The organism is Corynebacterium sp. P4-C1 (assembly GCF_030503595.1).
Taxonomy (GTDB): Bacteria; Actinomycetota; Actinomycetes; order Mycobacteriales; family Mycobacteriaceae; genus Corynebacterium.
Genome location: NZ_CP129966.1, coordinates 1,271,556 through 1,295,228 on the forward strand (window position 1 = coordinate 1,271,556; position 23,673 = coordinate 1,295,228).

Annotated in this window: 25 protein-coding genes; 9 read left to right on the forward strand and 16 right to left on the reverse strand. The window is 64.3% G+C overall.

What is annotated here, in order from left to right; translation table 11 throughout:
* Positions 1 to 81: 81 nt before the first annotated feature.
* Complete coding sequence (locus QYR03_RS05950; RefSeq protein ID WP_259849898.1) at positions 82 to 1,023, reverse strand: DUF559 domain-containing protein; 942 nt, start codon at positions 1,021 to 1,023, stop codon at positions 82 to 84.
* A 172-nt stretch (positions 1,024 to 1,195) separates the two neighbouring features.
* On the opposite strand from QYR03_RS05950, the gene QYR03_RS05955 reads away from it, so the two are divergent.
* The gene (locus QYR03_RS05955) at positions 1,196 to 2,557 is read left to right on the forward strand and encodes an O-acetylhomoserine/O-acetylserine sulfhydrylase (RefSeq protein WP_301713160.1); all 1,362 of its coding nucleotides are present in this window, start codon (positions 1,196 to 1,198) and stop codon (positions 2,555 to 2,557) included.
* Positions 2,554 to 3,696 carry a homoserine O-acetyltransferase gene (locus tag QYR03_RS05960; protein ID WP_259849902.1) on the forward strand — a complete coding sequence of 381 codons (1,143 nt, stop codon included), beginning with the start codon at positions 2,554 to 2,556 and terminating at the stop codon, positions 3,694 to 3,696. The genes QYR03_RS05955 and QYR03_RS05960 overlap by 4 nt, the downstream gene beginning before the upstream one ends.
* 26 nt (positions 3,697 to 3,722) lie before the next feature.
* Here the strand turns inward: QYR03_RS05960 and QYR03_RS05965 are convergent, their stop codons facing one another.
* The 7 genes from QYR03_RS05965 to QYR03_RS05995 form a co-directional block, all read right to left on the reverse strand.
* A complete protein-coding gene (locus tag QYR03_RS05965) occupies positions 3,723 to 4,619 on the reverse strand; it encodes a DUF1266 domain-containing protein (protein WP_259849904.1) in 897 nt (298 codons plus the stop codon).
* A gap of 39 nt (positions 4,620 to 4,658) precedes the next feature.
* Entirely contained in the window at positions 4,659 to 5,324 is a 666-nt protein-coding gene (locus QYR03_RS05970) for a metallophosphoesterase (protein ID WP_259849906.1), read from the reverse strand.
* A gap of 133 nt (positions 5,325 to 5,457) precedes the next feature.
* Positions 5,458 to 5,868: a PIN domain-containing protein gene (locus QYR03_RS05975; protein WP_259849908.1), complete on the reverse strand. Its 411-nt coding sequence runs from the start codon at positions 5,866 to 5,868 to the stop codon at positions 5,458 to 5,460.
* Positions 5,868 to 6,107: an AbrB/MazE/SpoVT family DNA-binding domain-containing protein gene (locus tag QYR03_RS05980; protein ID WP_259849910.1), complete on the reverse strand. Its 240-nt coding sequence runs from the start codon at positions 6,105 to 6,107 to the stop codon at positions 5,868 to 5,870. The genes QYR03_RS05975 and QYR03_RS05980 overlap by 1 nt, the downstream gene beginning before the upstream one ends.
* 70 nt (positions 6,108 to 6,177) lie before the next feature.
* The gene (locus QYR03_RS05985; RefSeq protein ID WP_259849912.1) at positions 6,178 to 6,741 is read right to left on the reverse strand and encodes a trans-aconitate 2-methyltransferase; all 564 of its coding nucleotides are present in this window, start codon (positions 6,739 to 6,741) and stop codon (positions 6,178 to 6,180) included.
* A gap of 37 nt (positions 6,742 to 6,778) precedes the next feature.
* Positions 6,779 to 7,099: a DUF3017 domain-containing protein gene (locus QYR03_RS05990; protein WP_259849914.1), complete on the reverse strand. Its 321-nt coding sequence runs from the start codon at positions 7,097 to 7,099 to the stop codon at positions 6,779 to 6,781.
* A gap of 58 nt (positions 7,100 to 7,157) precedes the next feature.
* On the reverse strand, positions 7,158 to 8,015 hold the full coding sequence (locus QYR03_RS05995) for a bifunctional methylenetetrahydrofolate dehydrogenase/methenyltetrahydrofolate cyclohydrolase (protein ID WP_259849916.1): 858 nt from the start codon (positions 8,013 to 8,015) through the stop codon (positions 7,158 to 7,160).
* 84 nt (positions 8,016 to 8,099) lie between these two features.
* Between QYR03_RS05995 and QYR03_RS06000 the strand changes: the two genes are divergently transcribed.
* Positions 8,100 to 8,504, forward strand: coding sequence for a tRNA (cytidine(34)-2'-O)-methyltransferase (locus tag QYR03_RS06000; RefSeq protein WP_259850059.1), 405 nt, complete (start codon positions 8,100 to 8,102; stop codon positions 8,502 to 8,504).
* Between the two features lie 6 nt (positions 8,505 to 8,510).
* On the opposite strand, the gene QYR03_RS06005 is transcribed toward QYR03_RS06000, so the two are convergent.
* The 3 genes from QYR03_RS06005 to QYR03_RS06015 form a co-directional block, all read right to left on the reverse strand.
* Positions 8,511 to 9,893 carry a PH domain-containing protein gene (locus QYR03_RS06005; protein ID WP_259849923.1) on the reverse strand — a complete coding sequence of 461 codons (1,383 nt, stop codon included), beginning with the start codon at positions 9,891 to 9,893 and terminating at the stop codon, positions 8,511 to 8,513.
* Complete coding sequence (locus tag QYR03_RS06010; RefSeq protein WP_259850061.1) at positions 9,890 to 10,339, reverse strand: PH domain-containing protein; 450 nt, start codon at positions 10,337 to 10,339, stop codon at positions 9,890 to 9,892. Before QYR03_RS06010 ends, QYR03_RS06005 begins: the two co-directional genes overlap by 4 nt.
* 103 nt (positions 10,340 to 10,442) lie before the next feature.
* Positions 10,443 to 11,321 carry a cytochrome b/b6 domain-containing protein gene (locus QYR03_RS06015; RefSeq protein ID WP_259849925.1) on the reverse strand — a complete coding sequence of 293 codons (879 nt, stop codon included), beginning with the start codon at positions 11,319 to 11,321 and terminating at the stop codon, positions 10,443 to 10,445.
* Positions 11,322 to 11,496: 175 nt separating this feature from the next.
* Between QYR03_RS06015 and QYR03_RS06020 the strand changes: the two genes are divergently transcribed.
* Positions 11,497 to 11,943 carry a hypothetical protein gene (locus tag QYR03_RS06020; protein WP_301713366.1) on the forward strand — a complete coding sequence of 149 codons (447 nt, stop codon included), beginning with the start codon at positions 11,497 to 11,499 and terminating at the stop codon, positions 11,941 to 11,943.
* Between the two features lie 308 nt (positions 11,944 to 12,251).
* On the opposite strand, the gene QYR03_RS06030 is transcribed toward QYR03_RS06020, so the two are convergent.
* Complete coding sequence (locus QYR03_RS06030) at positions 12,252 to 12,509, reverse strand: hypothetical protein (RefSeq protein ID WP_259850070.1); 258 nt, start codon at positions 12,507 to 12,509, stop codon at positions 12,252 to 12,254.
* Between the two features lie 313 nt (positions 12,510 to 12,822).
* Here QYR03_RS06030 and QYR03_RS06040 point away from each other — a divergent pair, with 313 nt between their 5' ends.
* Positions 12,823 to 13,149: a type II toxin-antitoxin system HicB family antitoxin gene (locus QYR03_RS06040; protein ID WP_076599187.1), complete on the forward strand. Its 327-nt coding sequence runs from the start codon at positions 12,823 to 12,825 to the stop codon at positions 13,147 to 13,149.
* Positions 13,150 to 13,532: 383 nt separating this feature from the next.
* Here QYR03_RS06040 and QYR03_RS06045 read toward each other — a convergent pair whose 3' ends face one another.
* Positions 13,533 to 16,682, reverse strand: coding sequence for an error-prone DNA polymerase (locus QYR03_RS06045; protein ID WP_259849931.1), 3,150 nt, complete (start codon positions 16,680 to 16,682; stop codon positions 13,533 to 13,535).
* Between the two features lie 141 nt (positions 16,683 to 16,823).
* Here QYR03_RS06045 and QYR03_RS06050 point away from each other — a divergent pair, with 141 nt between their 5' ends.
* Genes QYR03_RS06050 through QYR03_RS06060 form a run of 3 tightly spaced genes read left to right on the forward strand, consistent with a single transcriptional unit; the run spans position 16,824 to position 19,470 of the window.
* Positions 16,824 to 17,708 (forward strand): MetQ/NlpA family ABC transporter substrate-binding protein, encoded by an 885-nt coding sequence (locus QYR03_RS06050; RefSeq protein WP_259849933.1) that lies wholly within the window; start codon positions 16,824 to 16,826, stop codon positions 17,706 to 17,708.
* Positions 17,708 to 18,775: a methionine ABC transporter ATP-binding protein gene (locus QYR03_RS06055; RefSeq protein WP_259849935.1), complete on the forward strand. Its 1,068-nt coding sequence runs from the start codon at positions 17,708 to 17,710 to the stop codon at positions 18,773 to 18,775. The genes QYR03_RS06050 and QYR03_RS06055 overlap by 1 nt, the downstream gene beginning before the upstream one ends.
* Positions 18,775 to 19,470, forward strand: coding sequence for a methionine ABC transporter permease (locus tag QYR03_RS06060; RefSeq protein WP_259849937.1), 696 nt, complete (start codon positions 18,775 to 18,777; stop codon positions 19,468 to 19,470). The genes QYR03_RS06055 and QYR03_RS06060 overlap by 1 nt, the downstream gene beginning before the upstream one ends.
* On the opposite strand, the gene QYR03_RS06065 is transcribed toward QYR03_RS06060, so the two are convergent.
* Entirely contained in the window at positions 19,457 to 20,365 is a 909-nt protein-coding gene (locus tag QYR03_RS06065) for a sucrase ferredoxin (protein ID WP_259849938.1), read from the reverse strand. The two genes, QYR03_RS06060 and QYR03_RS06065, sit on opposite strands and share 14 nt — an antisense overlap.
* A gap of 157 nt (positions 20,366 to 20,522) precedes the next feature.
* Between QYR03_RS06065 and QYR03_RS06070 the strand changes: the two genes are divergently transcribed.
* Positions 20,523 to 21,266 carry a hypothetical protein gene (locus tag QYR03_RS06070; protein ID WP_259849939.1) on the forward strand — a complete coding sequence of 248 codons (744 nt, stop codon included), beginning with the start codon at positions 20,523 to 20,525 and terminating at the stop codon, positions 21,264 to 21,266.
* 7 nt (positions 21,267 to 21,273) lie between these two features.
* Here the strand turns inward: QYR03_RS06070 and QYR03_RS06075 are convergent, their stop codons facing one another.
* Positions 21,274 to 22,851 carry a DNA polymerase Y family protein gene (locus tag QYR03_RS06075; RefSeq protein ID WP_301713367.1) on the reverse strand — a complete coding sequence of 526 codons (1,578 nt, stop codon included), beginning with the start codon at positions 22,849 to 22,851 and terminating at the stop codon, positions 21,274 to 21,276.
* Positions 22,852 to 23,610 (reverse strand): hypothetical protein, encoded by a 759-nt coding sequence (locus QYR03_RS06080; protein ID WP_301713368.1) that lies wholly within the window; start codon positions 23,608 to 23,610, stop codon positions 22,852 to 22,854.
* Positions 23,611 to 23,673: the final 63 nt, after the last annotated feature.

Here is a 23,673-nt window from a genome sequence, read left to right on the forward strand (position 1 = left end):
GTTAACTGGAGTTAATAGGTAGAGCCCAGATCTGCGACGCCGCATCCGACGCCACACCCCGCCGCCCCCTCCTAGCCCGTCCTACTGCGCCAACCGTTCCCTAATGAGCCCACTGGCCGCCAGTGTCTGGCGAACCTCGGCGAGGAACCGGTCGGGGTGCTTACGCACGAACCAGGGCGCGTAGCGGAGGAACACGTATCCACGGTTTCCGATGAATTTTTGTCGGTTGAATTCGCTCTGGCGAACTTTCTCGGCATCGGGCCCGGAGTATTTCTTTCCTCCGTCGATTTCGATCACAAGCCAGCTGCCGATGAGTAGGTCAACGTAGTATGCACCGATTTTGTACTGGGCTTGTACAGGCTCGATACCGGCTTCGATGAGGAGCCCCCGAGCGAGTGATTCGTAGGGCGAATCAGCGTCCGGGATGGCATGTTCAAGGCACCGGCGGGCAATCTTCATCCCCTTGGCGCGCCCCATTCGCTGGATTCCACGCAGGATCTCGGAACGTTCGATTCCGCGGCGTAGAAGGTAGTCGGCGGCGATAAGGCCTTCGAGGAAGCCGTGGTGACGGGCGATATCGATGAATGTACGGATGGGCCTGGTGACTGGATGCCCCTCGTACATCACCACGTCACTCGGCTGGATATGCGAATGCCGAAATTCGTAGTTTCCCGAGGCCTTCCGGCTGCGTGAAACTCCGCGCGACGGGAGACTCACTTCGACCTTCTCCTCGGTGCTGGCTACCACCCATATTCCGAGCTTCCGTGCGGCGGACCGTCCCGTCAGAATGGCGGTGGTGCTCACCATGGCGGCGGCTTCGACGCGCAACCACTGCTGTTCGTGATATTTGAGTTCCTCCCAAAGTTCACGCGGGTAATGGATTAGCGCCGCAAGCTCCTCAAAATCGCCGTGAAGATCTTCACGCGCCGCGTTCTTCCGCCTATCGACGATCCCCTCCCTCAACTCCCCCTTCCTCATTTCCCATTTCTTTAGTTCATCCTGGTTTTCTTTATCTACCCCCATACCCTCTTAGACTCCACTGCCCGCCAACCGGTTCCGCGGCGGAATTAGATTCACAATGTCCGACCAGCCAGCACCGGCAAATAGACAGCTTGGTCCGCTTTTTGCCGATCCGGCCCGGATCAGTCAAGGAAAAGTGCTTGCAGGCCCCGCCCGCGGCTCCTAGCTTGGTGCCATGACAAACGAGACCACTCCCCATAATCCCCAGACTGCGCCCCGCTACGACAACAGCGCTGCAGGCGACTGGTCCTTCGACACCCGCGCGATCCACGCGGGACAGAGCGTCGACAACGGGGCCGGTGCGCGCAACCAGCCGATTTATATGACGACGTCCTACGTGTTCAACGATACGCAGCACGCGCAGGACCGCTTCGCGCTGGCGGATCCGGGCCCGATCTACTCGCGCATCACCAACCCGACCCAGGAAGCGCTGGAGAACCGACTCGCATCACTGGAAGGCGGCGTCGCGGCTGTGGCGTTCTCTTCGGGCATGGCGGCGGAGACCGCGGCAATCACGAACCTGGCGAGCGCGGGCGACCACATCGTCACCTCCCCGCGCCTGTACGGCGGCACGGAGACACTCTTCGAGGTCACGCTCCCCCGCCTGGGCGTCGAGGTCAGCTTCGTGGACAACCCGGATGACCCGGCCAGCTGGCAGGCGGAAGTCAAGCCGAATACGAAGGCGCTCTACGGCGAGACCTTCGGCAACCCGATCGCCGACGTACTGGACATCCCGGCGGTCGCGGAGGTCGCGCACAGCAACCAAGTGCCGTTGATCGTGGACAACACTATGGCCACGGCGGCGCTGGTCCGCCCGCTTGAGCTGGGCGCGGACATCGTCGTCGTGTCCACCACGAAGTTCTACACCGGCAATGGCGCAGCGCTCGGCGGCGCGCTCATCGACGGCGGCTCCTTCGACTGGACCGTCACCCGCGGCGGCAAGCCCGTCTTCCCGTACTTCGTCAATCCTGACCCCGCCTACCACGGTCTCGTCTACGCCGACTTGGGCGCACCGGCCTTCGCGGTGAAGGCCCGCGCCGGCATTCTCCGCGACACTGGCGCAGCGATTTCGCCGTTCAACGCCTGGGTGGCGCTGCAGGGGATGGATACGTTGGGGCTGCGCGTCGATAAGCACAACGCGAATGCGCTGAAGGTCGCTGAATACCTGGCCGCGAAGGACGAGGTCGCGCACGTGAATTTCGCGGGCCTGCCGGATTCCCCGCACTACGCGACGAAGGAAAAGCTCGGCCTGAAGTACACCGGTTCCGTGCTGTCCTTCGATCTCGCGGGCGACCCGGCCGACAAGACGAAGGCGTGGGCGTTCATCGACGCGCTGAAACTGCACTCCAACCTGGCGAATATCGGCGATGTCCGCTCGCTCGTCGTCCACCCAGCGACGACGACGCACTCGCAGTCCAACGAGGCCGGCCTCAAGCGCGCAGGCATCACGCAGGCGACGATCCGCCTGTCGGTGGGCATCGAATCCGTCGACGACATCATCGCCGACCTCGACCGGGGCTTCGCGGCGATCGCATGATCACTCTCCCACCCGAAGGCGAGCTGACCACCCAGCCGATCGGCGACGTGCGCACAGAGGCCGGCGCCACACTCCGCGACGTGCGCATCGCTTATCGACGTTGGGGCGCCTTCACCGGCGACCCCCACGGCCGCAACAACCTCATCCTGGTCGAGCACGCCCTGACCGGCGACTCCGACGCCGCCACATGGTGGGAGGGCTTGATTGGCCCCGGCGCGCCCCTGGACACCGACCGTTTCTGCGTTCTGTGCACGAATGTCCTCGGCGGCTGCTCCGGCTCCACCGGCCCCTCGAGCGAACACCCCGAAGGCGGTGCGTGGGGTTCGCGCTTCCCCGCCATCTCCATCCGCGACCAGGTTCGGGCCGAAGCGCAGTTCCTGGAGACCATCGGGGTCAACAGCATGCACGCCGTAATCGGCGGCTCCATGGGCGGGGCCCGGGCGCTGGAATGGACGCTCATGTACCCGGATTGGGCGAATTACGCCTGCGTGATCGCTATGTCCGCACGCGCATCGGCCTGGCAGATCGGCATCCAGACCGCCCAGATCACCTCCATCATCCGCGACCCGGATTGGCAGGACGGCGACTACCACGGCACCGACCGCACCCCCGACGCGGGACTGGCCGCCGCCCGCCGCATCGCGCACCTGACCTACCGCGGCGAACAGGAAATCGACGAGCGCTTCGGCACCATGGCCCAGCCCGGCGAGAATCCTCTTGGCGCCTTCCGCGACGAGCACCAACGCTTCGCCGTGCAGAGCTACCTCGACCACCAAGGCGAGCAGCTCGTCGCGCGTTTCGATGCCGGCTCGTATGTCACCATCACCGAGTCCTTATCCCGCCACGACATCGGCCGCGGCCGCGGCGGACTCAACCGCGCGCTGGCGCAGATCAGTGTTCCTACCATGGTCGTCGGCGTGGACACCGACATCCTCTACCCGTTCCACCAGCAGGAGCACCTGTCCCGCAATATCGGCAACCTCCTGGCCATGAACAAGATCGTCTCCCCCGTCGGCCACGACGCCTTCCTGGTGGAGACCCGCCAGATGGGCCACATCCTGCGCAACTTCATCACACTCGCCGACCAGACCCCTTCGGCGACGGATCTGGCCAAGCAGCGCGGCAACTACGAGATTTAGCCCACGAGCAGCGCGTATGCGCGGACCTAGGTGTTCGGCTCAGTCCTGTAGTCGCCGTGCAGCGGGTACTTGAACCACATTGAATTAGGGTGCTGCAATCGCACATGCATCATGTCGCGGTGGTCCAGGGTGTCTTCATCGAGAATCTCCTGCCACTTCGCGCGGCCGAGAAGGAACTGGTCCACGTGGTCGCGCCAACTTTCCGAAAATTCCCTGGTGAGAGCAAGCGCGGTTGAGGAAATATTCAAGTACTGGTCCAGGTCGATCATCCCCAGCATGTAGCCCATTCGGGCAACGCGGGCAGCGCGTCCGATTTCCCAGCCGGCAAGGGTGCTCGGAAGCTTCTGCGGGATCAGTTTCTCGCTGTGTTCTTGGGTGTACAGATCCAGCCAGTTTCCGAGGTCCTCTCGAACGACATCTTCTGGAATCTCAGTTTGCTGGAAGTCAGCCACCGCCATTTCTATGATTTGCGGGGCCGCATCGTCGCGTTCCTTCACAGGTCGACCTGCAAGCTGCTGTATGTAGGGGCGCAGCGCGACGTATTCATCGTCTACCGGGTTGGACAACAGAATGGACACCGTTTCCAACAGCTCATCGCTGGACGTGATGCCCCACTGCTGTTCCAACATCGTGGAGATCATCGCGAACATCTCTTGGTCCTCCGGCGTGCTCTGTGCTGCCACGACTTTTGGAGGCGCATCCGCCGCTGTCGGTTCACTTTCACCGAACGGCATCATGAGCGAAATACCGAGGCCTACCTCAACAGGGAGTGACCCCGTTTCAACATGGCTGAAGTCCCCTTCAGAAGGATCGACCGACCACTCCATGAACTCCTCGTAGTTGTTAGTCAGCCCCAAGATCACGGAGGCACGAAGAGAAAACTTGCCCTTTTTCTTATTCTTTTTCTTCTTGCGTCCAAACACGACTCGAGGTTAATGCAATAAATGTGGCTCCGCACACAGTTAGGCGCACAGTTCGAGAGCGTCACTGATAGTGACCCTTCCGCCATCAAACGATGCGATGAGCGCTTTGCCCATACCCACCCAGCCGATGAACGGGTCCGTGGACAACACCACGCGCTCGTGGACGTGCCCGAGAAGCCAGGCGTCGTAGCCGCACGACGTCATCTCGTCCACTGTGCAGGGCAAGCATTCGTTCTTCACGTACTCGCCGCTGACCGAGCTGTGCAGAAGCCCCAGATTCGGCACACCGTCCACCGCTGCGGGGAAGTCGGGCACAAGCCTGCGCGGATCGCGATTCACCTCGACCGCGGCCGTGTGCAGTGCCCACTGCCCCGCCCAGATGGTCTGGGGCTTAATTCCCGCGACGGTGACGCCTTCGGGGATGACGCCTTTTAAGTCGTGGCTCACATCGTGATTGCCGGAGATGAACATGACCGAGTCGAAGAGCTCGAGACCGCGTTCAAAGAACTGCGTCACCTCGGCGTAGGTGCGCTCGGTGAACCGCTTGCGGTCGATGACATCACCCAGCATCACCATGTGCCCGGCGCGCGCCTCGGCGCCGCGGTCGAGGGCACTCAATGCCCACTCGATGCCGGGACCAATCTTTTTGTCGTCTTTCTGCTTGCGCCCGAGGTGGATATCAGCGAGAACAAGAACTGGTTCCATGGCTGTCAGCGTATCCCCCACTGAAAGAGACGGACGACCGCGGCCCGCATCGCAGATCGGCATCCAGACCGCACAGATTACCTTCACCGTCCGCGACCCGGACTGGCAGTGCAGAACCTACGAGATTCAGCTGCTACGGAATGAGTTCAAGCGTCACTCCGAGAGCAAAATAATTCGTGTACGCACGCTTGTCCAAGCTGGCTAATGACGCCTCGTTCTCCAGCACAGTAAGCGCGATGAGACCGTCGTAGACTGCACCGCCCTTGATTCCGGCACTAGCTAAACGGCGGTGCACCTCCCGTGAAGCGGCTTCCGGTAAGGAGAGAACGCTCTCAAATGTCCCGTCTATGACTCTCACCGCGTCGGCTTCCGTGAACCGGCTATCGCCAGGCAATCTGGTCAACACCGAATATGTCTCTGCGAGAGAGTGCGCGCAGAGAGCGAGATTCTTCCCCCTCGACCAACGCTGTAATCGTTCATGACTGCTGTGATTTTGCAAGAGCAAAGGAACTGCCGCACTTGTGTCGAGCGCGATTACGCCCATTACATTCGTCCTGCATCAATGAGCGCCAGGATGTCCTCTTCAGTGATTGGCTTTGAGCCACGCCCGATCAAACGACCGTCCTCCGACTCGATAACTTCGGCCGTCCGACCACCGGGGATGATGGTGATTCCGCCCCCGTACGCTGAAACATCCACGGTCGAACCAGGTGTGAGACCGAGGGAATCGCGCAAGGCTTTGGGCAGCAGAATCCGTCCGCCAGAGTCAATCGTCGCTTCCATGGGAATAGGTTACCACCTGGTTCCCATGCTTAGATGGGCAAAGATTCTGTCCGAATGCATCCACCCACCTCTAGGTACGCACAGCGGCGACAGCGATATGTGCTCGCTTCGTTGCGGTCTCGGGACGAGTTTCCGATCTGCGTATCCGAAAGCCGGCGTTTTCAATAAGACGTTTGATTTCGTCCTCCGAGTAAGCCGTCGCCGCGGTGACTCGGTGATCGAAAAGCGTGCGGGAAGGCGCAAGAAAGCCACCATAAATGAGTACTCCTCCCGGAACGAGGATCTCAGAGATTCTTTGCAACGCCTTGGCCATCTCACCCGGTGACATGTGGATCAACGAATACCAAGCAAGCACCCCGTCTACTCTTTTGGTCTCTGTGCTGAAACTCGCAATGTCAGCTACCGAAAAGTCGGTGCCCGGATACGTACTGCGTGCATGATTCACGAACTCGGGAACAAGATCTATCCCAGCAGCTTGATGCCCTAATCCGCTGAGGTACGCGGTCAGATGACCTGGCCCGCAGCCTACATCGAGAACATCCGCGACTCCTTCAAATCCTTCCGATATGAAGGATTTATCCGCCTCTTCAACCGAATCGATGCTCCCTAAGAGCTCGATGTACGTGCCCGCCACAGATGAATAGGCTTCCCGCGTTCTACGCGAAGTCACGCTAGCTCCCCAGCGCATCCACGGACACGGCGAGCCACACCAGCGCGGCGCCGGTGGCGGTGGTGAATATGGCGTCGAAGCGCCGGGAGCGCACAGCGAGCAGGCCCATGACCTGGGAGTCGCAGGTGAGGCGGCAGGCAGTGAGCCACAGCATCGCGACGCCCAGCATAAAGCAGGCGCGGCGCCAGTGCTCCGTCACCGCGAACCCGGTCGCGACCACGAATCCGACGACGAAGAGCCCCACCATGAGCTGCTGCACACGGCGCGGCAGACGGGACGGCGGGGCGCCAATGTCGTGGGGGTTGTCCAGGCTCGGCGGCACGAGGCCTTTCACCGCGGTTGATCCGCTCCCGTCATGAGGCTCCGCGCTAGGACGCGGACTAGTTGGCGTCGGCAAGCCGCTCGGCCCTCTCGACGATATTGCGCACCAGGAACGTGCGGGTCATGGGGCCGACACCACCCGGGTTCGGAGAGACCCAGCCGGCCTTCTCCCAGACGTCTGGGTGGACATCGCCGGTGGTCTTGCCGTCGACACGCGAAACGCCCACGTCGAGCACTGCCGCACCTTCTTTGACCATGTCGGCGGTGATCATGTGGGGCTTGCCGGCAGCGGCGATGATGACGTCGGCGCGGCGGGTCTCAGCGGCCAAGTCCTTCGTGCCGGTGTGGCACAGCACCGCGGTAGCGTTGATGTCGCGCTTAGTCAGCATGAGGGAGATCGGGCGGCCGACGGTCACACCACGGCCGATGACGCACACGATCGCGCCATCCAGCTCCACCCCGAAGCGCTGCAGCAGCGCCAGCGAGCCGTTCGGGGTGCACGGCAACGGGGCGGGCTCGTTGAGCACCAGCCGGCCCAGGTTGACCGGGTGGAGGCCGTCGGCATCCTTGTCTGGGTCAATCAGCCCCAGCACACGGTTCTCATCCAGGTGCTTCGGAAGCGGCAGCTGCACGATGTAGCCGGTGACGGCGTCGTCGTTATTCAGCTCCTCGATCACCGCATCGAGCTCTTCTTGCGTCGTGTCTTCCGGCAGCTCCTTCATGATCGACGCGATGCCCAGCTGTTCGCAATCCTTGTGCTTCATGCGCACGTAGTTCTGGCTGGCTGGGTCCTCGCCGACAAGCACCGTGGCCAGGCCCGGCGTGATGCCTTTCTCCTTGAGGTCCTCGACCCGCTTGGCAAGGTCCGCGAAAATCTCCTCGCGGTAGAGTTTTCCGTCCAATTTGATCGCAGTCACGCGCACCATCTTAGACTTGGGCGCGTGCTCCACGTGATCTTCGACAATCCCGTCATTCCGCCGAACACCGGAAACGCGATCCGCATGTGCGCGGGCACGGGCGCCGCGCTGCACCTCGTCCACCCCTTGGGTTTTTCGCTCGACGATAAGCACCTCCGCCGCTCGGGGCTCGACTACCACGACCTCGCGCACGTCGAGGTCCACGACGACATCGACGCTTGCTTCGCATCGCTTATCGACGCCCGCATCTTCGCCTTCACCACCCAAGCCACCCGTCACTACACCGACGTGGCCTTCCAGCCCGGCGACGCTTTACTGTTCGGCACCGAACCGACCGGCCTTCCCCGAGAGCACTCCCACCACGAGCGCGTCACCGACCGGATCCGGATCCCGATGCTGCCCGGACGCCGGTCCATGAATCTCTCCAACTCTGCGGCCGTGGCCACCTACGAAGCGTGGCGTCAGCTCGGCTTTCCTGGCGGAGTGTGAAGCCGTTCAACCCCGGCCCCTTCCCCCTTCCGGCCCAGTAAGAGGCGGGAGCTCGCGGGCGCTCAGCTCGGCGACCACCGCCCACGCATCCGCGGTATCCAGATCGCGCGCCTTCATCTTCACCGGTCCCGGCACGAGGTCGAAACGGACGTGCGCCAGATCCATCATGCGCTGCACCGGCCCCTGGCGGTACGTAATCTCCTGGATGTGGGAGACATCGATGAATTCACGCCGCCGGTTGAGCAATCCGTGGCTAGTGGTGGCCCATGTGCTCTGGTCGGGGGCGGGGCGGATGGACAGGGCTTGACGGGAGGCGTCGAGAGGCGACGGAATACGTGCGCGCTTCGGTGAGCGGAGATCCCATTCGGGCGTGGTGACGTGCTCTGGAGTAAGGGGGCTGATCGCGGCAACCAGTGCCACTGCCTGGTCGTAGGATCCGACCGGCAAGAGACGCGACGTGCCCGACTGTTTATTGGATTCGCGCCCGTAGCCGGCGATATTCACCGCCACAGCCCACCACCCGAACGGCCGCCACAGCATCGGCTGGGACACCCTGATCGCGTGAACGCGGTCGAGCGGCACCGCCTGGCTGCGGCGGTTGGCCAGCCCGTACGACAGGTGCATAACCTCCCCGTCCAACGTCGCCGTGTAGCGCCAAGACTGGTCGATCTGCTGCCAGATCTGCGGGATGAAGCCGACCAACGCCGGGACAACCACCGCCAACGTCACCTCAGTGAGCACCGGCAACAGCGACATGGCGACAGTAAACACCGTGGACAGGCGCAGCGCCGCGCCCGCGAGAGAGCGGGTGACCGGGATCGCGGGGATCAGGGCGGGCTCCGAAGTTCCAGTGGTCTCGGTGCTTTCATCCAGGGGCATCTCCGCAGCGGGGTTGTGTGCGGCGATGCGGTGCAGCAGCTCGCGGCGGAGCTCATCTGCTTCAGCCCGCGGAACATAGCCGATCTCGATCGCTGAATCTGATCCGCCAGCCGCCTCGACACGCACTGCGGCGAGGCCGAACAGGCGCGGCGCGAAAGGCTCGATGACGTCGACCGCCTGAATGCGGATGTAGCGGGTGGCACGGACCTTGGTGCTGATCAGCCCGCTGCGCATTTCCACCTCGTTCTCACCGAGACGAAAACCGATACGGGACCACCAGAATTGGGACAGCCCGAGAGCAAACGCAATGACGGCCACGACCACACCGGCGACCTGCGCGATCTCTGTTGTCGACCACGATTCCGCCGTGCCGCGCTCAATGCCTTCGAGGACAGTGGTGGTGAAGTTGAAGACCAGAAGGGTGGCCAATGCAGCGGCGACAGCCCAGGCGCGGAGGAAGGGGGTGAGGCGGTGGACGCGTCGATAAGCGGAAGCGTTGGGGTTCGTCACAGGCCGCTCATCCGCTCGCGCGCGTTGACGGCGAGGCGCTCGCGCAATGCGTCGGCCTCTGCCGCTTCGAGGCCGGGGATTTTCGCGTCGGTCGAGGCGGACGCGGTGTGGAGCGTGACGCCTTTGAGGCCGAGCGGGCGCGTGAACGGCCCGGTGGTGACGTCCACGAATTGGATGCGGCCGTAAGGCACCACCGTGAACGTCTGAAACATCTTCCCTTTGGATATCAGCAGCTCATTGCCTGTTTCCAACCATCCAAGGTTGCGCACGCGCAGCGGGATCATGATGGCCTGGAACACAAACCACACACCCGTGGCCACCGCGCCGGTCCACCACGATCCGCCGAGTAATAACTGCGACGCGAGGGAGCTGCCCGCGATGACGAGCGCCCACAACGTCTGCGCGATGTAGCGCGCCGCGATGAGCTTCCGGGAGACCGGGTTCATCGCGGAGGCGGAGGTGGGCAGGGCGGGCGCGGGGGCGTCGTCAAGTGCGTGCCTAGCGCGGGCGGGCGGGCGCGGCTCGGACGGTTGCTCCATGTGCGCTACCCTACCGCGCAGTGACCTCGCCGAACTTGCGGGCCACGGACGCGAGCACCGCCGGCTTCGTGGCCACCCACGCGCCCGCGATCACAGCAAGCGAGACCGCGAAAATGATGAAACCGAGCCAGTTGTCCGCGTACACACCCGGATCGACATCCCCGCGCGCCGCGTACATGTTGTTCATATTGCGCAGCACGCCCGTGGCCAGAACCAACACGACGTGGATAACCACGAACAGGAGGAAGTAGATCATCACCGGGAAGTGGATTTTGCGCGCCGCTGCCGCCGGGAAGATCTTATTCGCCGTCTTCCACTCGTTCTTCCACCAGTAACTCATTCGCACGCCCGACGCGATCGCCAGCGGCGCCGCGATGAACACCGTGACGAAGTACGCCAGCTGCTGCAACGCGTTGTAATTCACCCACGCGTTCTCCGTGGGCCAATCCAGGCTCAGGTACTGCAGACCCGCCGACAGCGCATTCGGGAACACTTCCCAGCTCGTCGGCACCACGCGCATCCACTGGCCTGTCACTGCGAGAAGCACAACGAAGATCACACCGTTGACGATCCACAGCACATCCAGCATCAAGTGGATCCACAGCGTCAGGCTGATCTTCTTCCCACCGCGCTTCGGCCGCCAGTACGCGTCCGGTTTGCGCTGCGTGCGCACCTGCCAACCCGTCTTCACGATCAACGCCATCAAGAACATATTGAAAAAGTGCGACCAGCCGACCCACGCAGGCAACCCCACCGGTGCATTCTCCGGCAGGGGGTTCTCACCCGGGAAGCGTGCCAGGAAGTCCTGTCCCGCACCACTTCCCAGAAACGCCTTCGACACCATGATAGCCAGCGCCAACAGCACGACTGCGCCCAACACGCCGAACACAGCTAATCGACGCCAACCGCTGCCCTCCCCTTGCGAGCTCGCTGCCGGCTTCGTGGCCGCTGTCTTGGCTTCCGGTTTTTTCGCTGCAGGTTTATCCGCGTTGTCCGGCTTTGTAGGGGCGGGGTTCGCTGCGGCCGCAGGTTTTGCGGGGGCCGTTGGCTTCGCGCTCCCCGGTGTGGCCGGAGCTGCTGGCGGTTTCGGCGCAGCCCCGCCCGGCGCGGCCGGTGCCGCGGCTGGTTTGGGCGCGGAGGCTCCCGGTGCAGCGGGCGGTTTCGGCGCAGTTGGCGGCTTCGGCGCCGCGTTTCCAGGTGCGGACGGTGTCACCGGAGGCTTCGGCGCGCCAGCGGTGGGTGCTGCGGGAGGCTTCGGTGCTGCCGCGGCCGGCGGAGCGGGGACAGCGGCACCCGGCGCGGATGGAGCAGCTGGCGGCTTAGGCGCTGCCGGGGCTACCGGCGCCGCGGGAGCGGCGGGTGGCTTCGGCGCCGCGGGAGCCTTTGGAGCAGAAGCGCCTGGCGCCTGGGGCGCTGCGGGGGCCCCAGGCGCTGCGGGCGGCTTGGGGGCTGCCGGAACGTCGTTGGGCGATGCTGCCTTCGGAATATTGTTGCTAGTCATCGCTGCTTAGATTATCCAAGCCGATCAGTTGGGTGGAATCGAACCTAGTGCGGTTAGGGGTTTAAATTCGCCCGAGTTCCCGCCAGCGGGTAAGCACCCGGACTTGCAGCAGTACTGGATAAAGGTGGCCGAACACGCCGATGAGCACGAGGACCAGCGACACCACCCATCCACCGGCAATGCCTGCCCAGATAGCGGCGACGATGTGAAGCAGCAGCGCCCACGTGTGGCCAGCGGCGGACGCTTGGACAGGCCGTGAATTCCTGATTGTCCTGTTTGCGTCAGATTCACCGGATTGCTCGTCGCGCAGTGCGATGATCAGCCGGTTCCAACCGACTGCGGAGAGAAGGGAGTTGAAGAGGGGAGGGAGAGGCGTCGATAAGCGTTGTGCGAGAGCGACAAACGATCCCACAGTGAGCGCGGGACGTGGCGCTCGAGAGAATCGCCGGCGAAAGGCGCGAGCCCGAAGCCGAGGAGAATGGCTGTGATGGCGAAGCCCACGGAGTTAGCACCCACCGATGTGGCCACAATGACGAGACCGAGAACCGCAGCGACCGTGGCGAACAGTGCGATCACTGGGTTTCAACTCCTCTGGGTATCAAACAAACGATACGGTACTATATTTGGTACCATTTAGACATAGGGTCAAGTATCCAAGAGATCTTGAGAAAGATGCGCTCGAACCCATCTAACATACGGTTCACTGAGCTAAAGAAGGTATGCAATCACCACTTCGGCGAGCCGAGAAACCGCGGTAGCTCGCACTTCATCTATAAGACTCCGTGGCCCGGCGACCCACGGGTAAACATTCAGGACAAAGGTGGTGCTGCCAAGCCTTACCAGGTTCGACAAGTTTTGAGCGCCATTGACCATCTTAGGGAGAATTCACATGAACGCTGACAAATACACCTATCAGGTTGGCTGGTCCCAGGAGGACGAGCAGTTCGTTGCAACGGTCCGGGAGTTCCCGTCACTGTCCTGGCTGGAAGATTCCCGAGACGCCGCCGAAAAAGGCATCCTTTCCCTCGTCGAGGAGGTTTTGGCGGACCTTTTAGAAAGCGGCGATCCAGTCCCACAACCGCTTGGGATGCGTGAGTTCTCCGGGCGGTTCAATGTCCGCATTTCACCGTCGCTCCACCGGAAGCTCGTTGACGAAGCTGAAAATGAGGGGATCTCGCTCAATGCCCTCGTGACCCAAAAGCTGGCCTCTGCCTGAGGCTGAGAAAGACATTTGGAACGCACCAACGGGTGAATCTGTTTACATCAGCACGATCTTGCTAAATGCCGAAATCGCGATGACCTTTCCTTATAAAACATGTCGCACATGGGGCATGTAAACAGATTCACCGGTCGGTAGAGACCGACCACCGCGAACGCTCCAGGCAGCACCGGCGCGGCGGGCGCAGCGAACGAAGTGGGAGCCGCCAGTGCGAGAACTACGGTGGATCTGCTTTACATTTGGGCCCTCTGCCCTGCATAGTTAAAATCCCCTGACATGGGCTTATAAGAAATGACACACTTTGGGAATGCAAAGTAGATCCACCCGCCTGCAAGGGCCAACCAGACTCGCCTCCTTCTAAGACCTGCCCCGAGCACGCGCTACCGGAAATCGCGGGACCCGCGGGTGAGCCACTCCCCCATCTCCAGCGGCTCGAGCTTGTCGGCGAGAACGCTGACGGCTCCGGAGGCGTTCTCGACTTTGCCGCGGACGATGAGGGCTTTGGCGGTGCGGGCGAGAATCTTCTGCCGGTTCCACAGGCCTTTGGGGATGATGATGTTGGTCAGGCCGGTCTCATCTTCCATGCCGAGGAAGGTGACGCCGGCGGCGGTGCGTGGGGCCTGGCGGTGCGTGACCACACCGGCGACGCGGACGCGGGTGCCGTCGGGGGCGTGTTTCAGGTCGGCGGCGGTTAGGACGTTGGCGCGGCGGAGGGAATCGCGCAGCATGTCCATGGGCATGAGCCCCGGGGTGACGCCGGTGGCGGCGATGTCGGTGGCCATGAGCTCGAAGGGGGTCATGCCGGGCAGGGAGGGGGCGTCGATAGCTGACAGGCCGGGGAGCATGCCGTCGCGTTCGGTGGCGGCGACACCCGCTTGCCACAGAGCTTGTCGACGATCCACCCCGAAGCAGTCCAACGCCCCCGCACGCGCGAGTGCCTCGACGTGCTCCACCGACAAGTCGGCGCGGCGGGACAGGTCCGGGATTCCGGTGAAAGCGCTGGATGCCTGCTCAATCTCAATCCTTTCTGCAGCCTTCGAGCCGAGCCCTTTGATCAGATTCAACCCGACGCGGATGGTGCCAGAGTCGATGCAGCGGGCCTCCACGCCCGAGGCGTTGACGCTGACAGGCAGCACGTCAATGCCGTGGCGGCGGGCATCCTGGATCAGGGACTGGGGCGAGTAGAAGCCCATCGGCTGGGCGCGCAGCAGCCCGACGCAGAACTCCGCCGGGTAGTAGCGCTTGAACCAGGCCGAAAAATACACCAAGGACGCGAACGACTGGGAGTGGGATTCGGGGAACCCGTAGGCGGCGAATGCGACGATCTTCTGCCACAACCGGTCGGCCACCGCTTCGCTAATCCGGTTGGTGGCCCAGCACCCGTCGAAGAACCGTTGGCGCAGGGCGGCCATCTTGGCGGGCGAGCGTTTGGAGCCCATGGCGCGGCGCAGGGAATCGGCCTCGGCGCCGGAGAAGCCTGCGGCGTCGACGGCGATCTGCATGAGTTGTTCCTGGAACAGAGGGATGCCGAGGGTCTTGCCCAGGGAGCGCTCGAGGACGGGGTGGTCGTACTCGACGGGCTCAAGACCATCCCGCCGGCGCAGGTAGGGGTGGACGGAGCCGCCCTGAATGGGCCCCGGCCTGATCAGCGCGACTTCGACGACGAGGTCGAAGAACCGGCGGGGTTTGAGCCGGGGCAGGGTGTTCAGCTGCGCGCGGGATTCCACCTGGAAGACGCCGACGGCATCGGCGCGGCAGAGCATGTCGTAGACGCTGGGATCAGCCAGATCGAGCTCCCACAGACGAACCTCACGCCCGGTGGTTTCGCGGACGAGGTCGATCATGTGGTGCAGCGCTTCGAGCATGCCGAGCCCCAGCAGGTCGAATTTGACCAGGCCGGCGGCAGCGCAGTCGTCCTTGTCCCACTGCACGACAGAGCGCCCTTCCATGCGCGCCCACTCCACCGGAACGACATCGGCGATGGGGCGGTCGCAGATGACCATGCCGCCGGAGTGGATGCCCAGGTGGCGGGGCTGGCCTTTCAGTTGGGCGGCCAGTGACTCGACGAGCGAGGGAGGGGACGCGAGGCCTTTGGACCAGGCGTCGGCGGCGCCGGCCGGGTAGCCGAGGGCGCGGGCGGCATCGCGGACGGCACCTTTGGTGCGGTAGGTGATCACGTTGGCCACCTGCGCGGCGTTGTCGCGCCCGTAGGTGGAATAGGTGTACTGGATGACCTCTTCGCGGCGGCCGGATTCGATGTCGATGTCGATGTCGGGCGGGCCGTCGCGGTCCGGGGAGAGGAAGCGCTCGAAGAGCAGGCCGGCAGAGATCGGCTCCACGTTCGTGATGCCGAGGGCGAAGCACACCGCGGAATTCGCCGCCGATCCGCGCCCCTGACACAGGATATTGGCCCCGCGACAAAACGAGACGAGGTCGTCGACGATCAAGAAATAGCCGGGAAAGCCGAGCTGCTCAATGACGCGGAGTTCGTGCTCGATCTGGGCGCGGGCGCGTTCGCGCACGTCGACAGGACGGGAGGCGTACCGTTCGCGGCCGCGTTTATCCACGAGGTGCCGCAGCCAGCTCATCTCGTCGTGGCCGTCGGGCGTGGGAAAGCGCGGCAGCCGCGGCACGACGAGGTCGAGGGTGAACGCGCACTGTTCCGCCAGCTCCACGGTGTATTCGAGGGCGTCGGCACAGTCGGGGGCCATGGCCAACAGTTGCTCCCCGGAGCGCAGCCAGTTCGCGCCCATCGGGTGCACGTCGCGGTACGAAGAAGCAATTGCTTGACGACGCCCCAATGCCCTCTTCGCCCCCGCCAACCTCGCCTGATCCCGGGTAGCTGCCCCGGGAGCAGCAGTGATAATGGCTGGGATCTCGGGGTGGGCACGCAGCGCCGCATGCCGGTCAGAGTCTTCGGGCAGCATGGAAACTTCGAATTCCCTGACCACTCGGTCTATTTTGAAATATTCGATCAGATCATCGATACGCTCAGCCCAGCGCCACCCGGCCAGGGCAATGCAGGTGCCGTCCAGCTCGGCGGCGATATCGGGCAGCGGAGGATAATGCAGCACGCCTTTCACCCCTCCCGCCATATGCGCGCGGGCCATCAGGCGGGACAGGCGGCGGTACCCCTCGGGGCCGCGGGCGATGAGGGGAAGGGGTGGGGCGTCGAGAAGCGAGAGCTCGGCGCCGAATACCGCGGGCATGTCCGCTTCGGCGGCCGCCTCGGCGAATTTGACGGCACCGTAGAAACCATCCCTGTCCAGCACGCCGAGCGCGGAGAGGCCGAGTTCCCGGGCCCGGGCGACGAGCTCTTCGGGCTCGCTGGCGCCGCCGGTATCCGACAGGAAACTGTACGTCGAGACGGCGTGCAACTCCGCGAACGGGACAGCGGTCTTGCCGCGGGGAATGCGCTCGCGCGCGGGCGCGCGGGTGTGGTCGACAGGCACAGGAGCGGGCCCGGGGCGACCAGAGAGCACGCGCTCCAGCCGCGACCAGGACAAGCCCTCTCCGCCGCGAAAATCCACGCGCCCAGAATAACTCTTTCGAAACTGTGTTCCAACCCCGGATTAAGTGGGGCCCACCCAAACTAGACTAAGCGGTACACACGGTGTTACATTTTCCTCACGTTCATTTCCCGACGACTTAAAGAAAGAGCAGGAAGCGACATGCGCCTCAACCGTGTAATCGCAACCGCGGCAGCCTCCATCCTGGCTGCAACCGGACTCGTTGCGTGTTCCTCCGATTCCGCAGACAACGCCTCCGGCGGGGACGACCAGGCCATCCGCATCGGCACCACCGACTCCGACCAGAAGGCATGGTCCGTCTTCACGGAGAAGGCGAAGGAAGAGGGCATCGAGCTCGAGCTCGTCCCCTTCACCGAGTACACCCCGGTGAACCCGGCGCTGGCTGAGAAGCAGATCGACATCAACAAGTTCCAACACATCCTCTACCTGTCGCAGTACAACGCCACCTCCGGCAACGACCTGAAGATCATCGGCTCCGCCGAGATCAACACCCTCGGCCTGTTCTGGAAGGACCACGACAGCCTCGACGGCATCGAGGGCCAGAAGATCGCCATCCCGAACGACCCGTCCAACCAGGGCCGTGCCATCAACGTGCTCGTCCAGGCCGACCTGGTCAAGGTCAAGGACGGCGCGGACAAGCTAAACCCGACCCCGGCCGACATCGACAAAGAAGGCTCCAAGGTCGAGATCACCCCGGTCGACGCATCCCAGACCCCGACCGCCTACAACCAGGGCGACCCGGCGATCATCAACAACAACTGGCTCTCCCGCGCCGGCATCGACGCATCCACCGCTGTCGCTTCCGACGACCCGAACTCCGAGCTGGCTGAGCCGTACATCAACGTCTTCGCCGTCCGCGCCGAGGACATCGACAACCCGACCTACGAGAAGCTCGTCGAGATCTGGCAGACCCCGGAGGTCACCGACGCACTGAACGAGGACTCCAACGGCACCGCCGTCCAGGTCCAGAAGTCCAAGGAGGATCTGAACGCGATCCTCGACCGCCTCGTGGAGGAAGCTAAGTAATGGCCGCAACCGGCACCCGGATCGAATTCCGGGACGTGAACAAAGTGTTCCGGTCCGGACGGAAAGGCGCCAACGTCGTAGCGTTGGACAACGTCAACCTCACCGTCGAACCGGGCGAAATCCTGGGCGTGATCGGGTATTCGGGTGCCGGCAAGTCCACGCTCGTCCGCATGATCAACGGGCTGGACACCCCCACCACCGGTGACATCCTGCTCGATGACACGAACATCGTCGGCATGCCAGCCAAGCAGCTGCGCGACGCACGCCGCAATATCGGCATGATCTTCCAGCAGTTCAACCTGTTCTCGTCGCTGACCGCGGCGGGCAACGTGGAATACCCGCTGAAGATGACCAGCATGAGCGCCGCCGAGCGCAAGGCCCGCGTTACCGAGCTGCTCGACTTCGTGGGCCTCGGTGAGCGTGGCAAGAACTACCCGGAGCAGCTCTCCGGCGGACAGAAGCAGAGGGTGGGCATCGCCCGCGCGCTCGCCACGAGCCCCTCTCTCCTGCTTGCCGACGAAGCCACCTCCGCCCTCGACCCCGAGACCACCCAGGAAGTCCTGGCCCTGCTCAAGGAGGTCAACGAACGCACCGGCATCACCATCGTGGTGATCACTCACGAGATGGACGTGATTCGCTCGATCGCCGACACGGTGGCAGTGATGGAAAACGGCCGCGTCGTCGAGCACGGCACGGTCTACGAGGTCTTCTCCAACCCGCAGACGGATGTGGCCAAGCGCTTCGTGTCCACCAGCCTGCGCAATACCCCGTCCGAAGCTGAGGAGCGCGAGCTCCTGCACAAGGAGGGCCGCCTGTTCACGGTTGATCTCACCGCTGACTCCGGGTTCTTCTCCGCGGCGGCCAAGCTGCAGGAGCGCGGCGTGGGCCTCGACGTGGTGCACGGGTCCGTGACCACGCTGCAGGACCACTCCTTCGGCAAGATGACTGTCCGGCTGACCGGCGACCAGGACGCCATCGACGAGTTCTACTCTGCCCTGCGCCACACCACCACGATCAACGAGATCACAGCGGAATCCGCCGCTGCAACAACCGGGGAGGCTAACTAATGAACGCGACGAATGAACTGATTCTCGCCGCCGGCGGATTCGACTGGGACCGCCTCGGCCCCACCTACTTCGATGCGATCGCCGACACGTTGTTCATGGTGGTCATCACCATGATCGTGGGCGGTTTCTTCGGCCTGATCCTCGGCTTGTTCCTGTACACGACCCGCGAGGGCAACGTGCTGCAGAACAAGTTCGTCTACTGGGTGCTCAATATCCTGGTGAACTTCTTCCGGCCGATCCCGTTCATCATCATGATCGCGATGCTCTACGCCGTGACTCTCGCGGTGGTGGGCACGACCATCGGCCGTGAGGCCGCCACCTTCGTGATGTGCGTGACCGCCACGTTCACCGTCGCCCGTATCGTGGAGCAGAACCTCGTGGCCATCGACCCGGGCGTGATCGAGGCGGCGCGCGCGATGGGCGCCGGCCCGTGGCGCATCATCCGCACCGTGATCATCCCGGAGGCGCTCGGCCCGCTGATCCTCGGCTTCACCTTCATCTTCATCGCCGTGATCGACATGTCCGCCATGGCGGGCTACATCGGCGGCGGCGGTCTGGGTGACTTCGCCATCGTCTACGGCTACCGCGCCTACCAGCCGGCCGTCACCTGGCTCGCCGTGATCACCATCGTGATCATCGTCCAGCTGGCGCAGCTTTTGGGCAACTACTTGTCGCGCAAGGTCATGCGCCGGTAACGGACTCGACCCCCCAGTACGAACCGGTCTTCGGTTCATCGCCGCAGGAGGAAATCACTCCTGCGGCTTCTTTCTTGCGCAGGGAGGCGGTGAAGGTGCGGGCGGTGGCGGCGTCGATAAGCGAAATGCTCGCGGTCTCCTCCCCCACCTCTGCGTGATCGACGGTGAGTTGCCCGTAGGCGACATCCTCGCCTTCACGCTGGAGATGCGCGGCAACGGCGATCTCGGCGGCTTGTTCAGGCGGCGTGAGCGTGCCGCGGCCGCGGTTGCCGGGCACGAAGTATTGGGCGCGCATGGCGGCGGCGAGCATCGCCTCGGTAGCCTCGAGATTCATGCGGCCAAAGCTGTAGCCCCACGGCATGAGCAGTAGCGCGGGCGCGAAACGGTGCCCCTTGACGTGGGAGGTCTCCCACACGACGTCGCCCGTCTTCTTGAACGGGTAGCGCCGTTCCAGCTCGTTGACTAGAGGGCGGCCCTTCACCGCGCAGCAACGGTCGCGCTTCGCGTGCGTGCACACGAGCAGCAGCGGCGCGAGGCGGGTCTGCCCGCCGTTGCGCCCCGGCCCCGAAAGGTCGAGGTCGAGGATCGCCTCCGGCCCGTCGACGTGGAGGACCTCCGTGACCCCGATATCGGAGAAAACGATGTAGAGGTGGTGGTCGTCGATCTCGCGGCCCTCGCGGGTGGGGTGGCGGATGAGCTGCAGCGATGCGCCCGTTTCCTTCATATGCGCCTTCAGCTTCGCAGTCAGCTCCGCGCCGAAGGTGTCGCCGTCGAGAATGTCGTGGCTCCACGGCCCCGGGTACTCGAACAGCACGTACACGCCCGCTTGTTTCGCGGTGCCGGGCAGAGGCTCGACTTCCACATCAGAGCACATTGGACGGCGGTCGACAGACATGTTTCTAAGGGTAGCCTATCTTGCGAAACGGCCCCAAAGAGCGCTTATCGATGCCGCCCTCCCCGCCCCGCCGCATTCCGGTCACCGTTCAGTCTCAATTTCACGGTCAACGTGAATTAATTTCCCCCTCCGCCACAGACTGGATAACCTATGTGCCGTGCCCACGTTGAACGTCTCCCCGAACCACCGCGCGTCCAGCGCGTCCGCCGGTATGCGCGCCGCCGCGGCCGCCACCGTGGCGGCGCTCGCTTCGGCGACCCTTTCCGGGTGCGGGGCAGCAGATGTCGGAACGGGCGGACGCAGCGAAATCGCAGGCAACAGCGTCGCCGGCGAGACGTCGACGGAGCAGCTCCAGGAGGGCAAGACGCTCAACCAGTCCGGACTGCTCGGCGGCAGCGGCAACACGTCCGACGCTTCGGGCAACCCCGGCGACGAAAGCTCCTTGCCGGTCAACCGGAAGGAGCAACTGGCCAACGCCGACGCCTCCCCGAAAACGACCCGCCCGGCCGCACCCGCCCGTCTCGCGGTGACCGGCCTGCAAACGAGCAGCCACGAAGGCTTCGACCGCGTCGTGGTGGACCTAGACGGCGACGGTGAACCCGGCTGGTTCGCCGACTACGTCCCCTCCCCCACCCAGCAGACGATCGGCACGCCGCTAGAGGTCAAGGGGTCTGCATTCCTCAACGTCTATGTCGACGGCACCGTCTACCCGCAGGACATCGGCCGCAGCGATGTCGATGCCAACCACGCGGAGGGCGCAGGCTCCATCGTCGAGGTGGTCAACGCCGGCACCTCCGGCGGCCGCAGCCAGATCGTGATCGGGCTGAAATCTAACGCACCGTATTTCGTGCGGGCGGTCAAGAACCCGACCCGCCTGGTCATCGACATCGTGCGCCCCTAGGCGCTTTTTAGCTGTACATCGCCTCCACCCTCCACTTCTGCTTCGACCACAGCAGTAGCCACGCCAGGGGCGCCCCGCCGTCTTCCCGCTGCCCGACCACCTGTAGGCGCGCGACTTTCTGCGGGTGCTCGCTCCACCAGCCCTCATCCACCGGCCACGGCCCCGCCCACCCTGTGACCAGGTAGTGCTTCCCGCCCCAGCTCAACGCGTACGGAGTGGTGCTGAGCAGCGCTTCGGCGGTGACGCCGACGGGAAGCGCGGCTTCGTCGATCATGGTGATCCTCGATGCCGGGTGGTCCACACCGCCGCCGATCCGCGCCGGCAATGGCGGCGGAACCGCTCCCGGCCACGAAGCGGCAGCCGGGTCTTTCCCATCGGCGGATTCGGGGTCCCGCTCCCCGAACGGAATCAACGCGATGCGCTCAGCCACGCCGCGGCCACCGACGAATCGGGGCTGCAGCACCGCGTCGATCCCCAGTGCCGACTGCACGCGCTCCGCCACCCGGCGGCGGGCCTGCCCCGTCCCGCCGCCGGAACCCGTCCCGCCACCCCATAAATGTCCCACCGGGTCAGGCTGGGCGAGCTCTAGCGGTTCCAGCACCAGCGAGGTGATCGTGCCGGCCCCTCCACTAGTCAGCCATCCGTCCAGCTGCCAGCGCACACGGTCGGCGGTGGCCTCCTCAGTCAGCGCCTCCCGGGTGCGCCAGATGCGTTCGACCACGGTGCCGTCGGCCAGCTCCGCTTTGACCTTGAGACGCAAACAGTTCTGCCCTGCCTCAGCCAAACGCCCATGCAGGCTCGCGGCCAGAGCACGGGCGGCGAAGGCGGCCGCGTCCACCCTGTCGATCGGGTCCTCCGGGGTAATGGCCACGCTCAGATCCGCCGCGGGCAGTTCCGGTGCGACGCGGCGGTCCGGGGCGGCACTGGCGATCCGGTGGCAGGCCATACCGGCGCGGCCGAAGCGGGTGGACACCGCCGTCGACGGCAGCGCGGCGAGCTCCCCCAGCGTGGTCACGCCCAACTGGCCCAGTGCCTTGACCGTCTCCACATCCGCGCCCAGACTGGTCTCCGCCACCAGCGCTTTCAGCGGTTGCCGGGCGAGAAATTCGGCTGACCCGCCCGGAGGGACCACGGCGGACGCACGCGCGGCGATGAGCGCTGTGGCAATCTCGTCGGCCACTCCGGCGAAGGCATCGATGCCGCGGCGTGCAGCGGCGTCGATGAGCATCTCCACCGCCTTCCCCTCACCACCGTGGAACGCGCCCGCGGCCGCGACATCCACGACGACGAGTCCGGGGCGCAGCACCTCCACCGACGCCGCGACATCGTCGAAGCCCGCAGCCAACGCAGTGAACATGCGCCCATCGCGGTCCGGGTTGTCGTCGATGACCGTCAGCTCTGGACACACCGACTGCGCGTGGCGCACCTTCATCCCCCGGCGCACGCCCAGCGCGCGGGCACGGTGCGAGACAACCTTGATCCGGTGCTGCGCACCAATGGCCAGCGGCTCCTCCAGCCTGTCATCCGCGTCCAGCCGCGCGGCCTGCACCGGCCAGTCCGGGAACCACACCGCTGCGACGCGCACCTACCGCACCACCTTCAGCGCCGGATGCCCAGCGGTGGCGCCACTGCTTATCGACGATTCCTCCGCCTGCCCCACCGTCACCGTCGCCGAGGCCGGATGGGTGCTCTTCGACTGCGCGCGCACGCGGATATCCACACCCGTGATACGGCCGGTGCCGCGCCCGATCCCGCGGAAAGACTGGATCTCCCCCGTCACAGTGAGCGCCGGCGACGGGACTGTCGCGCCGACGAGCATGAGAGCGGCCCGGCCCGTGCGCAGCTTGCCCAGCAACGGGCGGCACCGCACCGGCGACAAGGCGAGCTGCGCCAGCGAACGGTACACCACCAGATCAAGCCCCTCCGCCAGCACACCGGCGATCCCCAACGGATCCACGCCTGGGTCCGGCACAGCAATGACGCGGCCCAGATGCTTCCGGTCGATCCCGGCGTACGACAACTCCGGCCACCCCACCACACCGGCATAGCCACCGCTGCCTACGACCTGGCCGATGAGCTCCACGACCAGCGCTGGAGTGTCGCTAACATGGGTGACCGCCCGGCGCGGCACACCGCCGTTCGGCAACACGAGCGAAAGGGCGCCGCCCACAGCGAGCGTCTCCGTATCCTCGACAACCCGCTCCGGGACCTCCCCGCCGATGGCGGCCATACGGGCGCGCAGCTCGGCGATCTGGTCGGCGCGCGACGGCTGAGCTGGCGGTTCATGCGCAACCGCCAGGTTCGTCGCCGCCACCGACGCGGATCGAATAGGTGTTCTAGTCACGCAAGATAGTATGCACTCCGAGGCTGACACAGGCAACGCCCCTAGTCGAATACACTTTCTAAA